The organism is Saccharibacter sp. 17.LH.SD (assembly GCF_009834805.1).
In the GTDB taxonomy this organism is placed as follows: Bacteria; Pseudomonadota; Alphaproteobacteria; order Acetobacterales; family Acetobacteraceae; genus Saccharibacter.
This window is the reverse complement of sequence record NZ_WVHO01000001.1, coordinates 1-12523: the sequence shown is the minus strand read 5'-3', so window position 1 is coordinate 12523 and position 12523 is coordinate 1. Positions and strand designations below refer to the sequence as shown.

15 protein-coding genes and 1 pseudogene are annotated in these 12523 nt (G+C 52.6%); 14 read left to right on the top strand and 2 right to left on the bottom strand.

Going from position 1 to position 12523, the window contains the following annotated elements; translation table 11 throughout:
* Positions 1 to 145 precede the first annotated feature (145 nt).
* From GS501_RS00070 to GS501_RS00060, 3 genes are read left to right on the top strand one after another with little or no spacing between them, the layout of a single operon-like run.
* A complete protein-coding gene (locus tag GS501_RS00070; protein WP_160829866.1) occupies positions 146 to 430 on the top strand; it encodes a hypothetical protein in 285 nt (94 codons plus the stop codon).
* Positions 431 to 453: 23 nt separating this feature from the next.
* Complete coding sequence (locus tag GS501_RS00065; protein WP_160829865.1) at positions 454 to 1734, top strand: PBSX family phage terminase large subunit; 1281 nt, start codon at positions 454 to 456, stop codon at positions 1732 to 1734.
* Between the two features lie 3 nt (positions 1735 to 1737).
* Positions 1738 to 3168: an anti-CBASS protein Acb1 family protein gene (locus GS501_RS00060; protein WP_160829864.1), complete on the top strand. Its 1431-nt coding sequence runs from the start codon at positions 1738 to 1740 to the stop codon at positions 3166 to 3168.
* Between the two features lie 8 nt (positions 3169 to 3176).
* Here the strand turns inward: GS501_RS00060 and GS501_RS00055 are convergent, their stop codons facing one another.
* Positions 3177 to 3398 carry a DNA-binding transcriptional regulator gene (locus GS501_RS00055; protein WP_160829863.1) on the bottom strand — a complete coding sequence of 74 codons (222 nt, stop codon included), beginning with the start codon at positions 3396 to 3398 and terminating at the stop codon, positions 3177 to 3179.
* A gap of 98 nt (positions 3399 to 3496) precedes the next feature.
* Here GS501_RS00055 and GS501_RS00050 point away from each other — a divergent pair, with 98 nt between their 5' ends.
* The 4 genes from GS501_RS00050 to GS501_RS00035 are packed head-to-tail and all read left to right on the top strand — an operon-like array spanning position 3497 to position 8242.
* Positions 3497 to 4327 carry a hypothetical protein gene (locus tag GS501_RS00050; protein ID WP_160829862.1) on the top strand — a complete coding sequence of 277 codons (831 nt, stop codon included), beginning with the start codon at positions 3497 to 3499 and terminating at the stop codon, positions 4325 to 4327.
* Positions 4328 to 4355: 28 nt separating this feature from the next.
* Positions 4356 to 6422, top strand: coding sequence for an NUDIX domain-containing protein (locus GS501_RS00045; RefSeq protein WP_160829861.1), 2067 nt, complete (start codon positions 4356 to 4358; stop codon positions 6420 to 6422).
* Positions 6423 to 6434: 12 nt separating this feature from the next.
* Positions 6435 to 7091 (top strand): hypothetical protein, encoded by a 657-nt coding sequence (locus GS501_RS00040; protein ID WP_160829860.1) that lies wholly within the window; start codon positions 6435 to 6437, stop codon positions 7089 to 7091.
* 23 nt (positions 7092 to 7114) lie between these two features.
* On the top strand, positions 7115 to 8242 hold the full coding sequence (locus tag GS501_RS00035; RefSeq protein WP_160829859.1) for a major capsid family protein: 1128 nt from the start codon (positions 7115 to 7117) through the stop codon (positions 8240 to 8242).
* 25 nt (positions 8243 to 8267) lie between these two features.
* On the opposite strand, the gene GS501_RS09800 is transcribed toward GS501_RS00035, so the two are convergent.
* Complete coding sequence (locus GS501_RS09800) at positions 8268 to 8405, bottom strand: hypothetical protein (protein ID WP_202405244.1); 138 nt, start codon at positions 8403 to 8405, stop codon at positions 8268 to 8270.
* 155 nt (positions 8406 to 8560) lie between these two features.
* Between GS501_RS09800 and GS501_RS00030 the strand changes: the two genes are divergently transcribed.
* The 7 genes and pseudogenes from GS501_RS00030 to GS501_RS09795 form a co-directional block, all read left to right on the top strand.
* A complete protein-coding gene (locus tag GS501_RS00030) occupies positions 8561 to 8854 on the top strand; it encodes a hypothetical protein (RefSeq protein WP_160829858.1) in 294 nt (97 codons plus the stop codon).
* The gene (locus GS501_RS00025; RefSeq protein WP_160829857.1) at positions 8851 to 9654 is read left to right on the top strand and encodes an antA/AntB antirepressor family protein; all 804 of its coding nucleotides are present in this window, start codon (positions 8851 to 8853) and stop codon (positions 9652 to 9654) included. Before GS501_RS00030 ends, GS501_RS00025 begins: the two co-directional genes overlap by 4 nt.
* Before the next feature lie 75 nt (positions 9655 to 9729).
* Complete coding sequence (locus GS501_RS00020; RefSeq protein WP_160829856.1) at positions 9730 to 10215, top strand: hypothetical protein; 486 nt, start codon at positions 9730 to 9732, stop codon at positions 10213 to 10215.
* A 5-nt stretch (positions 10216 to 10220) separates the two neighbouring features.
* Positions 10221 to 10676 (top strand): hypothetical protein, encoded by a 456-nt coding sequence (locus GS501_RS00015; protein ID WP_160829855.1) that lies wholly within the window; start codon positions 10221 to 10223, stop codon positions 10674 to 10676.
* Between the two features lie 18 nt (positions 10677 to 10694).
* Positions 10695 to 11201, top strand: coding sequence for a hypothetical protein (locus tag GS501_RS00010; protein WP_160829854.1), 507 nt, complete (start codon positions 10695 to 10697; stop codon positions 11199 to 11201).
* Between the two features lies 1 nt (position 11202).
* The gene (locus GS501_RS00005; RefSeq protein WP_160829853.1) at positions 11203 to 12216 is read left to right on the top strand and encodes a hypothetical protein; all 1014 of its coding nucleotides are present in this window, start codon (positions 11203 to 11205) and stop codon (positions 12214 to 12216) included.
* Positions 12216 to 12523: pseudogene (locus GS501_RS09795) on the top strand (hypothetical protein); the annotation flags it as partial. The gene GS501_RS00005 and the pseudogene GS501_RS09795, both read left to right, overlap by 1 nt.

Here is a 12523-nt window from a genome sequence, read left to right as displayed (position 1 = left end):
TTCTTCACATTCTGGCGCCCAAGGCATAGCTGCCTAAAAAGCGGTCATCTCTTCATGGAGACGCCGCTTCATCGTTGCGCTGTTTGTGGCGTTATTCTCAATAAAATAGATCGAAATAGATAATAATAGATAAGGAGAACCTATCATGCCACGGGCTAAACCCGCGGGTTCTGGTCGGAAAAAAGGGAGCCTCAATAAAGCGACGGCAGAAGTAAAATCAATCGCTCAGCAATTCGGCAAGCCTGCAATAGAAATGCTTTTCGATATTGCCCAGCGCTCAAAAAACGATACGGCACGCATTGCAGCAATTAAAGAACTTCTTGACCGCGGCTATGGGAAGTCAACCGCCGTGCAGGAACTTTCAGGCCCGGGAGGTGCCCCGCTCTCACCTCCTCAATTAATTATTCAGAGCGTCTCTGACGACGAATAGAAACGAGATTTAGTCCTGCCGCCATGGCTGAAGCTATCACCGTCAAATTGCACGCCAAGTTTGGGAATTTCTCACATCCTTATCGCTATCGTCTTTGGCATGGAGGCCGTGGGGGCGGTAAGTCATGGGCGATTGCAAAAGTTCTCGTTCTCCTCACGATGTCGCGAACATTACGTGTTTTGTGCTGCCGCGAATATCAAAACTCTATGGCAGACTCTGTTCATAAGCTTCTGTCTGATCAGATTAGCGAATTAGGGCTGTCTCCTTGGTTCACCATCCTAGAGAACAGTATTCGGGCTTATAATGGATCAGAGTTTCTCTTTAAGGGGCTCGCCCGCAATATTCAGAGCATCAAATCAACTGAAGGTGTAGACATTGCATGGGTCGAAGAAGCGCAAACCTTAAGCCAGGATTCAATTGACCTCCTTCTACCGACCATTCGAAAGAAAGGCTCTGAGGTTTGGTTTACCTGGAACCCGCTTGAAGAAGGCGCCCCTATTGAGAAGCTGAAAGAGAGCCTTCTTGAAAACCCTCGTGCTTTCATTAGTCAGATCAATTGGTCAGACAATCCGTGGCTTCCTGAGACCCTCAATGAGGAACGCTTACGGTGTTATGAACACGACCCAGAAAACTATGAACATATCTGGGAGGGGGCTTACCGGGCGCACGGCTCAAGCTTCTTTAAACTCTCTCATCTGCTTATCGATAACGCGCCCAGCGATACGCCTTCTTTCTGTGATTGTGTGTATGCCGTCATCGATACGACCCTTAAAGGTGGTGCAGGCAACGACGGAACGGGGGTCATTTACTTCTCGCTCGACAACTATAATCAGAGCCGCCCTCTTACGGTTCTTGATTGGGATATTGTCGAGATTGAAGGGAGCATGCTGGAAGAGTGGGCTCCCGTTGTTGTGGGCCAGCTTGAACATTACGCGCGCCTGACAAAGGCACGAAGCGGCTCTATTGGCCTGTTCATTGAAGACAAGGCGGCGGGCTCTGTCGTTATCCCACAGTTGCAACGAAACGGGTATCCAGTACAGCCCATTGAATCAAAGCTTACCAGCATGGGCAAAGATCAACGGGCGCTGAATGCCTCCCCTTACGTGCATCGTGAGCAGATAACCCTCACTCGCCACGCCTTCGATAAGACAACCATCTTTCGCGGCCAATCCCGCAATCACTTCCTTACCCAGGTTTTCAATTTCATCCTTAACGATAAGGACGCCGCCCGGCGCGCTGACGATCTCCTCGATTGCTTTTGCTACGGGGTCGTCATTGGGCTGGGCGACAATACAGGGCTTTAACCAATGGCAGGCACATCATCAGATTTTGGCGACAATGCCCTATGGCGTGAGCTGTTTAATACGCAGCTTCTGCCCGGTCACGCCCCTTCGTATGAGTTGTGCAAGCTGCTTTATACGTCTCATCCCTTAGGCGCTAAAATTGCGCGTATGCCTGTGGATATGGCCATGGGGGAAGAACGTAAGATTCGTGTTGGTGACGCCTTAGACGATGAGCCCGCAAAGGAGTTTAAACGCCATTGGGGGTTTATTGGTTGTGACGATATTATTGCTCAACTGGGCACAAAGGCGCGTGTTTATGGTGTGGCTGTTATGGTATTCGGAGCCGTTGACCCGAAAACGAATAAACGTATCCCCCCTGATCAAGACATCCCGTTTAACCGCCTGCATGAGCTGGATATTTATTTCAACGTTGTAGACCCTCTGAACACAGCAGGATCGCTTGTTTTCCAGCAAGACCCCAATGACCCCTCCTTTTTGAAGGCCCCTGCCGCCGTTACGGTCAATGGGACAACCTATAAAAAAGGGCGCTTCCTTATTTTGATGAATGAGGAGCCCGAATATCTTGATTATGAAAGCTCAGCTTATGGCTATTCTGGGCGCTCAAGTTTTCGCCGCTGCGTGTATCCTATGCGGTCTTATCTTGAGTCCCAGATTGCGAATAACCAGGTCGCACGTAAAGCGGGCGTTCTCATTGCCAAGCTAAAACAACCAACGTCTATCGCTAATCGCGCGATGCAGGTTTTTTCGACAGAGAAAGCCGAGAAACTCCGCATTTCTGCCAATGAGAACGTCATTACAATCGGCCATGATGAGGATGTCGCCACCCTTAACCTCATGAATGTTGACAGCTCCCTGAGCGGTGTTCGTCAGCATATCCTAGAGGACATCGCCGCCGGCGCCACGATGCCCGCCCAAATTCTCAAGGCGGAAACACTAGCACAAGGCTTCGGAGAAGGAACGGAGGACGCCAAACAGATCGCCCAATATGTCAGCCGCGTCCGCCGCTGGCTCAAAATGATCTACGGTTTTTGTGATGCTGTCGCCATGCGCCGGGCTTGGAGCCCTGATTTCATCGCGGCTATGCGTGAGAAATATCCTAAAGAGTATGGGAACAAGAGCAACGAAACTATTTTCCGAGAATGGCGGAATAGCTTTACCCCCACATGGCCTTCTGAGAGCACAGATGAAAGTTTCGATGTCACAGAAAAGAAATATCGTATCATACTTGAGACAGCGCGGGTTCTCGCCCCCTTAGTCCAAAGCTCTCCAAGGGATATTGGAGGACTCGTTGAGTTCGTCCAAAGAAATATCGAAAACACAGGAGAAGAGATATTCAGCGGTGAGCTCAATATCGACACGCAGAGAATCGCCTCTCTTCCCCCTGGCTCTTTTGACCTAAAGGAAAGCGAACCAGAGGGGGAAGATTTGCCCTGAGCGAACCGTCATGAAGGCTCGCTTTCTTGCGCAGAAAACGGCTTTGGGAGCGGGTTTTTTTCGACATAATCCGCTATCTTTTCCAGCCACGCCGCAATGGATGAGGGAACGGAGAGACGCCCACGCGCCCACTGTCTCACCGTCCCTTCACTGCATCCAACGATGCGCGCAAAGCCGCGTTGCGTCCAATGGAGTGTATCAAGGCATTGCCTCAGCCGTGTAGGTGTCATGGATATTCTCCTTTGAAAACCGGGTACTATTACCTCGGCAAGAACAATATTACGCAAAACGCGTAAAGATATAAGCTTTTTTGTGAAGAGTTTACATTATGTCCCGCAAACGAGAGACCTTTCAGAGCGTGCTTACGCAGGCGGTCGAAGATTTGAGGAGAAACGGCTATGACAGTAAAGCCAGACATCAAAGATGGCTCCGTAAGCTCAGACAACTCGCTAAGCGTATGGTCGGCAGTGATGAAGAAAGCACCCGACGGGTAAAGCGCGTTTTACAGGCGAGCTACACCCAAAAAGTCACCAAAGGATCCATCGCCAAAGAGCACCAAATCTCCGTTTACACAGTCAAGCAGCTCTCCCCATCCCTACAACGTGAATTGGCGCGACGGATTGCCGCCGCTACGGAGCTTATCACCCTCAATAAAGACCGCGCGGTCGAGCAAACATTGCAGCGCTTTTCAGGATGGGCGACGGCACAAAACCCCGGCATGACAACCCCCGAGAAAGTCCGAGAGATTAAGGCACAGATCAGCAAACCGCTTTATCAACAGCCCTTTGAAGAGCGGCGGACTGTTATTGACCAGAACGCCAAGTTTAGCGCCAATCTAAACTATCTCGTCGCCTCTGATAATAAAGCGATTGCCGTTATCTGGGATGCTAACGCGAGCCGTCCGAATTATCATCATCGACCGGAACATTTGGCCCGGAATGGGAAGATTTTCGTCCTCAAGGATAGCTGGGCCTACCAGAACGGCTACATCAAGAAAGACGTCGATTTTTACGAAGATACAGAAGGCTTCGCAACGGCGCCCTTCTGCTCCTGTAAGGGAATTTACCTTTACTCCCTCACTGATCTTCCTGAAGAAATGCTGACAGAAAAGGGCCTTGCTGCTGTGCACGACATCAAAAACGGCAAAGGCAAGCGCTAACAGTTCCCCCACCCTATGAAGGTTCCTCATGTCTATTCAAGCCGCCGGTAACGTCTATACCGCCGATGGCCGTATTCTGCTGCTCAAACGGCGTGACGGCACATGGGGGATTACAGGAGGAGACAGCCAACCAGACGAGACCCCACGCGAAACGGCCAACCGTGAAGCGCGCGAAGAAATTGGCTTCGCTCCTGATGGCTTGCTGCTGTGGAGTGTAAGCCTCCCCCGGCGCGATGGGGACGGCGCGTTTACGGCTTTTGCAATCAAATGCAAAGAGACCTTTACGCCCAAACTGAACGACGAGCATACCGCCTATGGGTGGTTTAAGGGCGATGATCTCCCGGCTCCGCTCTTTGGCTCTACGGCTGATATTCTCGACCGTTTCACGGCCAATATGGGCGACATCTGCCGCAAGATCGCCGAGGGGAAATATACCAGCCCGGAACTATTTTATAACGTCACACTTTTTGCCATGCGGATTAGTGGCACGGGCTGGGCGTATCGTGGTGGCGATAAACAGGAATACGCTTACCGAGATCGTGATGTCTGGCTAACGCCCGGCGTAATGGAGGCTTTCCAGGGGCTGCCCGTTGTTTTTGACCATCCCGAAGGCCCCGTCATTGAAGATAACTTCTACCGTGACCGCGTCGTGGGCTCCGTGGTTTATCCTTATGTCAAAGACAAAGAACTATGGGGCATCGTCCGCATTCAAGATCGCGCGATGGCGGAGCAGCTTACAAAGCAGCCGTGGTCCACCTCGCCGGGCGTTCTGACAGGGAAAGACAGTATCGGAACGCCCTTAGGCGATGGGCAAACCCTTATCCTCGAAGATGTCCCTTTCCACCCCGACCATCTCGCGATTGTCCCTGCTGGTGTGTGGGACAAATACGGCCCCCCAACCGGCATAGACACCCCTCTCAACAAACGCATAAAGGAACTCGATACTATGGCTGAGCTAAGCCGCGAGAAAACAAGAGCCGCATACGATGCGCTCAGACAAAAAGCTAAAGATAAACGCCACGATGCAAGCCGTAAGGACGACGCAGAAGGCGAGCGCGTTTATGATAAGGCCCTCGAAGACCTCGACAAGCTCAAAGGGCTTTTTGAAGGCGCGAAAGCAGAAGCCGACCGCAAAGACGGCCAGGAGCCTGACGAAAAAGAAATCGCGCGTGAGCTGGTGCGCATTGGCCGCGACATTGAGAAGCACGATACCGCCCCAACAGACCCAGCGCAGCCCTCAAGCTTTATTCCTGGGGAGCCCGCCCCTGAGCAGAGCCCAGCCACAGAAGAGCCCTCAGAGATGCCAGAAAACGGCGATGAGTTAGCCCAAGCGCTGCTCAATCTCGTCCCCTCTCAAGATGAAGAGAATAAACCGATGGAGAAGGAAGAACTCCGCAAAGAAGACAAAGAGCGCACCGATAAGAAGGACAAGAAAGACACTATGGCCGCGCCTGCGACTGTTACGGCTGACCGTAAAGATGAGCCCGGCAACGACGCTCAAAAAAATGAGATGCTCGCAACGATGGTCGCGCATATGCGTGAGAATGGCTGCTCTGATGCGGCAATTGCTCAATGCGTCACCGATTGCGGCGGCAACCCTGCGGAGTTTGTGGACCTAGAAAGCGATAAAGACCGCGCCGTAAGGGATCGCCTCGACGAACTCAATAAGCGCGATGAAGAGGCACGAGCAGAGCTCGAACGGCTTCAGCGGCGGACGCGCCCCCTTAGCGACGAAGAGCATAACGAGATCAGCGAGGCTGAATCTAAAACGGACGCAGTCGCCCAACCTCTGGGCCTTCAAACGCCGCGTTACATTCCGGGCGAAAGCGTCGCAGGCTATCAGCGCCGTTGTGCAAAGCTTCTTCAGCCGCATTCTACCGATTGGAAGAATGCAGACCTTTCCGAACTTCCCCCGGAAGTGTTCGCGCTTGCGTCCCGTCAAATCCACAAAGACGCCCAGGAAGCCGCAAGGCGCCCCGTTCGTTACAAAGACAGTGACCCCGTCCGCCCTGTCACGCAACGCAGCCCAACCGGCCACACACGCACCGAATATCGCGGCTCTTTCAAAAGCGCTTTCGGCGAATTCATGGCTTAAAGGATTTCTTTCATGGTAAATACGTTCCCAATCAACCCGTACGCCACAACTCAGGCGTCCGGGCTTTTTAGTAGCTCCACCACGGGCGCCATTCAGGGCCTTACGTGGGCTGACCCGGCCACCCGTTATCGTCTCTCTATTGGCTATGTTGACCCGAATGAGACACTGCCTATGTGGGGTGGCGTTGCCGTATCAGAACGCACCGGCCAATTCCCCGGCATGGGCGCAACCGTCAATGCCGGTCAGTCGCCTAATAATGGCCGTTATGGTAACGCGCTTAAACGCGCCACCTCACCCCAGGACATGACAGGCTTCGCGGTCTTCGACCATGCTAATCATATGGTCATCACACCATCAAGTCAGGTGCCCATTTCAACCCCAGGGATGTCTATCGGGTTTGTGCGGTTCGGTTCTGAAATGCGCCTTCCCGTGCAGGCTGACCCCGCCCTCTTAAGCCAAGTAGGGAGCCAGACGCAGGGCTCTTACGGGTGGGACTTCACGAAGCAACGCCTTGTTGCTGGATCGGGCTCAAACACTATTCCCGTACGCCTTCTCGACGTCTTCCAAACAGGCGGAAAACTCGTCTCGATTGACCAGACAGCGGGGACCTCCACCTGGCAGCGCAGCGAGGACGTTAAAGATTCCATTTTGGTTCTCATCCAATTTTAATTCTCCCTAAGGATCATTAAGAAATGGCACTCATCGCCCCTACCAGAATGACGGTGAACCCGTCATTTACAGACCCACGCTTTCTTATCAATTATGCCCTACGATCGGGCTTTATGTATCTCTTCCCACGCCAGGAATTGGATGTTCGCCTTACTGAGCGTGACCAAGCCGTTTATGTTCCTGTGCTCGATCTCCGCACCATCGCGCAGGGCTCTCAAACGGGGTATAATGAGCTCCCAACCGTAAGCCTTAACCTCGATTACATCACGACACCGACTTATGAGCAGAAAATTCGTGTCGTCTATTCGCGTGAAGATTTAAACGCAGCGGCCAACTGGAATATGTCGCTGACCGATGCGTATTCTAAGGCCATGCGTCAGGGGCATTTCCAGCTTTTGCGCGATGCGGCGCTCTTTGGGTTTAACCCACAAAATGGGGAAGGTCTCATCAATAGCAGCAGCGGCACGGTAAGAGAAAATCTCCCAGCCGATAGTAACGGTAAAGCAACCGTTGATGACTATGACCCTAACCAGCTTTTCCAGGCTTTAAACCGCGTTATTACAGGGATTTTGAACCGCTGTAACTTGCTTGGTGTTACAGGCCGCTACAATGATGGTGGTGCAGCCGTTAAAGTCACTTGCCTGACCCCTCAGCGCGTCTTGGGAACCTTGGTCAGTAAGGTTGTAGAACTTACCGGCTATCAGCGCCCTGGGGCTGGTTCTGCGTCCATTTTGGAGGCTGTCCGTGGCGTTATGAACGCCGCGAACGTGGATGTCACCTTTGCCCCAGATGACGAACTCCGTGGACGTGGGGCAAATGGGACGGACATCATGCTCTTTACCATTCCAGAGCTGCCCAATATGGCCGCACAAGGGGCAATTGATACGAACGTTTTTGCCGATGAGTTTGGTCAAGCTAATTTGAACTGCAATGGCTTGTTTGCAGACCGGGCTATTCCTGCCGAAATCACCGGCCCCGTCGGAGCAGAAGCAACAGACGTCGTAACATTCATGCGCACGACGAGCGGCTGGGCATTGCGCGGCGAAGCAACCACCATCCTTTCTGTGGGCGTGTCTGAGGCAAATGAGTTTACAGCCGCAGGGCCAGCGTCAAGTGCTCCTGCCTCATCTTCAGCAAGCACGGCTTCCTAACATCGCAAAAGAGGGTAAGAGCGCACTATGTCGCGCTCTCCTCAGCTTCTAGGCCTTTTTGGATCAAGCGGCGGATCGCCTCGGGACGCGTTACATAAGGCGGCCCACTGGCAGCAATCCACGCATCCAAATCAGCCAACTCTTCTTCAGAAACACGAACCATGACTGGAGAGGTTTTTCGGCGCGGCCTTCCTCTCGATGATTTCTTGATATCTTCGCTTGCCTTTTTCATAGATACGATGATATTAAAAAATCAGGCCGAGAGGAAGAGGCAACTTCCAGCTCAGCCCTAACACCAAACAAGGAAAGGACACTTCCATGCTCAGTGCTGTGGAAAACGATAGCGCACATGCGCATCCAGTACAAGAGGAAAACGCCCCTCAAGATTGGCAGCGTGTCGCGTTAGAGAATGTCATTCAGTCATCGCAAGAGTTTACGACACACATCATCTTATTGCTGGATACTCTGAAAGACATGATCCCTGACCCCGACAATGAAGGGATAAAAGCGGCTGACTTCGTCCGGCTGATGACCGCCCATTCCGAGTATCACTCAGACACTATAGGCCGTGAGATGGTCGCTATTAAACGCGCGATGGGAGAAGCAGCATGAGCACTATCATCCCCGCTGAGTTCTCCGACGTTGCGACGCTCTGCACAGCGAAAGAAGTCGTCATTGGCTCTCAAGTTGTGCTGGGCGTTGATGCCCGTGCTCTTCATGAAGGGTTGGGAGTAAAGCGTGATTTCGCAACCTGGACAAAAGCACGAATTAATTCTCTCGGATTAGAAGAAGGAGTAGATTACGAGCGGATTTCCCGCTCCCCCGTTTTGGGGAGCGGGAATAGAGGGGCCTCCACTGACTACACCCTCACCCTAGACGCCGCGAAACATATCGCGATGGTTGAGAAAAATGAGATGGGGCGTCTGATCCGTTCCTATTTCATTTGGGTGGAGAAGCAACAAATCACCGCACCTTCCGCCCTTACTGCGCGTGAGGTCGGCGGGATTGCAAAAAGCGTGGTGAATAAAGCCGTTGCCCCTGTGATGGAAGAAATCGCTTCTCTGCGAAGTCACTTAGAGCATGTCGTGGGCTCTTATGACCCAACGGGCATTTTTGTGACGGGCTATCGTCCAATGTCCGCCGTCGTCAATGAGCATAAAATACCCTCATGCGGACGGCGCGGTCTGGTCGTAAAATGCTCCAACCGATGTGCCCGCTTCCTACAAAGAAACGGCATGGGCGGCATGATCCGCTGCACGCGAGAACAAGGGACGCGCCTCTTTCATCAGGAGGGCCTCGATAAATGGCTTCTCGCTGAAGGGAAAGAAATCCTTCTTAACGCCCGCGATATTGCCATTGGGCAAAACACCATTCCTTTTCCGCGTGCTGTGCACAAAGAAGAGAAAAGGTAAAATCTACCATCATCACGCAAGTGAGGGCCCTCCCCATCCGGGAGGGTTTTTCTTTTTGATCCTTTTGGAGTTTTTATGCATCTCTTCATCGGAAACCCCACGCACCAAACGTATATTTTCACGTTCCGCCGCCCCGGGGATCGTGCTGATCAACCCAGCCGCATGACGATCCGTGCAGGGGCGCAGGTGGCTATTCGTGACCTTGACCCCGAGGATGCACGCGATATCATCAAGCAGCATCAAGTTTTCGGCCTATGCCGCGCCTCGGAAGCACACCGCTCTCCTCATTATCGCGGCCTCGTTTACAGTGAAGATAAGCCGGTCAATTTTAAAGAACTCGCTTCTGGTCTTGAGGACAATCACGAGAAACTGACCAAAGAAGGCCAAGCAAACCGGAAGCGTTCTGCTGAAGCTATCGCAGGCCAAACAATGGCCCAGGCCAAGCGCGGGAAAAAAGAAAACCTTACAAAGTCCATGGAAGTAAAGATTACCGCGAAAGACGATAGCGGTAAAAATTTGAGCGCTTTCTCGCAAGAAACCTACGAAGCTGCTGGGGGTTAATCCCTATGGAGAACCAAGAGCCAACCCTTGACGGGTTCAAGGCTTTTATCGGGGCTGAAATGCAAGTCCCGCCCTCCGCGCAACCTTCCGAGGCGATTATTGATTTCGTTTTCGGTTTGGCGAAAGATTTAGCCATTCCAGAGATCCGTTGCGTCTCGGTACGCGTTTATGCCGCAGCAGTTTACAATCTGGCAGCGTCCAACCTCATTCAATTCGCCCAAGACGACCCAAAATCAGCCACGCCGTCTTTTTGGAAGACTTTGCGCGGATCTCTGGGAATGAACAGCTTCACGCCGGGCCTTATCGCCTCAAGTGCTGACAACGGAACCTCTCAAAGCTGGTTCATCCCCGACGCTTTTAAAGATTTGAGTATTGCGGATCTGCAAGCGCTCAAAAACCCTTATGGGCAATTCTATCTGTCCCTTGCTCAGCAATACGGAACTGTTTGGGCGATGGTTTAACATCGCGGGGAAGTTGTTATGCCGAAAATCCATCTCGGCGTGAGTCAACAAGCTTATGACGGCGGGAAGACAACGGCTGATGTCGCCCGTATTTTAGAGGCACGTTACGGCCTTTTCTCTCGCTTTGTTGCCGCGAATGCCGAATGGATTCAAGAGCGCCTAGAGGCCGCCTTTGAGACCAACATTGCAGAGGCCCTTGTGACAGGAATTGTTCCCGCCTCGCCTTATAGGGTCGTAGCCCAACAACTCCAGGCCAAACTTCAAGAAGCAATCAACAGCGGTTCGATCGAACGAATGGGCCTCGGCCCCGGAAAAGTCCCCACACAAGCGGCTATTGATGGTGTGAATCATCGGTTTAAAAGTGGGTTTAACAATGTCTCCCCGTCGGACGCTAAACGGTTCCGCCGTGAACAAGCCAAGCTCCCACGCGGCGAACGGAAACGGCTCAAAGGCGACCCCCGCCCCTCATTCCGCGATACCGGGATTTTTGAGAGAGCTTTAATGGCTTGGGCCGAGGAGAACTAGCATGCCGTCACTCAGTGAACTCGCTGGCTCTAATACGCCTCTTGCGAACGCGCTTGAAGCAGGCCTGAAAGATATTTCCTATGACCAAAGCGTTCCGTTTCGGAAATATAAGCGCGTCGTGCTCCCTCTTGATGGGTTTATCTTCTGGGTAGCCTGTTCCGCACAACAAGACGTCAAAGGCAGCCTCCACGCCCGCACAGAAAGCACACAGAATGAATGGGCTTCTTACGATCAGAGCGGGATTGTTTTCACCACGAAAAAAGAACTCGACCCATTCCATGAAGAGACAACGGAGCTTGATACTGTATGGGTGGGAACATGGCAGGGAATCAAATTCGCCATCGGGGCACGCTCCCAGCGTTATGAGCAGGCCGGACTGCAACATTACCTCGGAGACACTATCCCGCCCACTTTTTGCCGCCAATTCATCGAAACAGAGGCGGAATTAGAGGGGATTTCTCCCATTGTCAGTAATTCACTTCCGTTCTTCTTAGCCATGGCAACCGAAAGCCCTGCACCTTTGGCATGGTGTGCTTGGCCGCGTGGGGTTCCTGTCTTCCCGAGCTTCAGCGTACCAGACAATCAAAATGCTCCTTATGTCAGCGCTCATCATGAAAGCGAGAGCACAACCGCTTTGAGCATGGGGACGCGCAGCCCTAACGGCACGACCGACACCCTCACCCGTGAACGCGTCCGGTTGCGGTTGGTGGGTTTAACGAATGAAGAAGCCTCCAACGTCCTCAACTTCGTCACTCATTGGGCTTTGCTTAATTGGGACAAGTTGGGCGTACTGAATACACCCATTCTTCGTGACGATAAGCGGCCCCTCGCGCCTATTAACACGCTGGGCATGCTGAAAACGATTGATTTTGACGTGATGTATAGCCAGCACGCGGCGCGTTCTGTGGCGTTTCAGACCATTCAAAGCGCGAAACTCACCCTTCAGAGCGCGGTTAAGAACCCCAAGCTCCAAACCATTTCCCACGCTCACGTAGCTTTAAGGACCTCCCTCTAATGCCCCAAATTGTCACGATTAATGAAAGCGTCACCCGTGGCGCAATGCCGAACCTATTACAACAAAAAGCGTGCCTGATCAGCTTAGGCGCAACCTCAATTCCGGTTGGTCAAGCCGCGGAAGTGACCTCTCTCTCGGATGTCATGGCCCTGCTCTCGCCTCTCGCTACCGTCAATATCAAAGGCGGCTCTGAGAATGGGCAGCCTATCGCCCACGGCACGATAGACCCGACGGATGGCACGCCAGAAGTTGACGATATGATCCGCTCAACCAGCGGGAACAAGGCCGCGATGGCCGAACTTCAGGC

Excerpts from the sequence above, each read along its gene's own strand:
- GS501_RS00005 (WP_160829853.1), top strand. The coding sequence starts at position 11,203 with ATGCCGTCACTCAGTGAACTCGCTGGCTCTAATACGCCTCTTGCGAAC.
- GS501_RS00030 (WP_160829858.1), top strand. The coding sequence starts at position 8,561 with ATGCTCAGTGCTGTGGAAAACGATAGCGCACATGCGCATCCAGTACAA.
- GS501_RS00065 (WP_160829865.1), top strand. The coding sequence starts at position 454 with ATGGCTGAAGCTATCACCGTCAAATTGCACGCCAAGTTTGGGAATTTC.
- GS501_RS00035 (WP_160829859.1), top strand. The coding sequence starts at position 7,115 with ATGGCACTCATCGCCCCTACCAGAATGACGGTGAACCCGTCATTTACA.
- GS501_RS00040 (WP_160829860.1), top strand. The coding sequence starts at position 6,435 with ATGGTAAATACGTTCCCAATCAACCCGTACGCCACAACTCAGGCGTCC.
- GS501_RS00045 (WP_160829861.1), top strand. The coding sequence starts at position 4,356 with ATGTCTATTCAAGCCGCCGGTAACGTCTATACCGCCGATGGCCGTATT.
- GS501_RS00060 (WP_160829864.1), top strand. The coding sequence starts at position 1,738 with ATGGCAGGCACATCATCAGATTTTGGCGACAATGCCCTATGGCGTGAG.
- GS501_RS00015 (WP_160829855.1), top strand. The coding sequence starts at position 10,221 with ATGGAGAACCAAGAGCCAACCCTTGACGGGTTCAAGGCTTTTATCGGG.
- GS501_RS00025 (WP_160829857.1), top strand. The coding sequence starts at position 8,851 with ATGAGCACTATCATCCCCGCTGAGTTCTCCGACGTTGCGACGCTCTGC.
- GS501_RS00070 (WP_160829866.1), top strand. The coding sequence starts at position 146 with ATGCCACGGGCTAAACCCGCGGGTTCTGGTCGGAAAAAAGGGAGCCTC.
- GS501_RS00055 (WP_160829863.1), bottom strand. The coding sequence starts at position 3,398 with ATGACACCTACACGGCTGAGGCAATGCCTTGATACACTCCATTGGACG.
- GS501_RS09800 (WP_202405244.1), bottom strand. The coding sequence starts at position 8,405 with ATGGTTCGTGTTTCTGAAGAAGAGTTGGCTGATTTGGATGCGTGGATT.
- GS501_RS00010 (WP_160829854.1), top strand. The coding sequence starts at position 10,695 with ATGCCGAAAATCCATCTCGGCGTGAGTCAACAAGCTTATGACGGCGGG.
- GS501_RS00020 (WP_160829856.1), top strand. The coding sequence starts at position 9,730 with ATGCATCTCTTCATCGGAAACCCCACGCACCAAACGTATATTTTCACG.
- GS501_RS00050 (WP_160829862.1), top strand. The coding sequence starts at position 3,497 with ATGTCCCGCAAACGAGAGACCTTTCAGAGCGTGCTTACGCAGGCGGTC.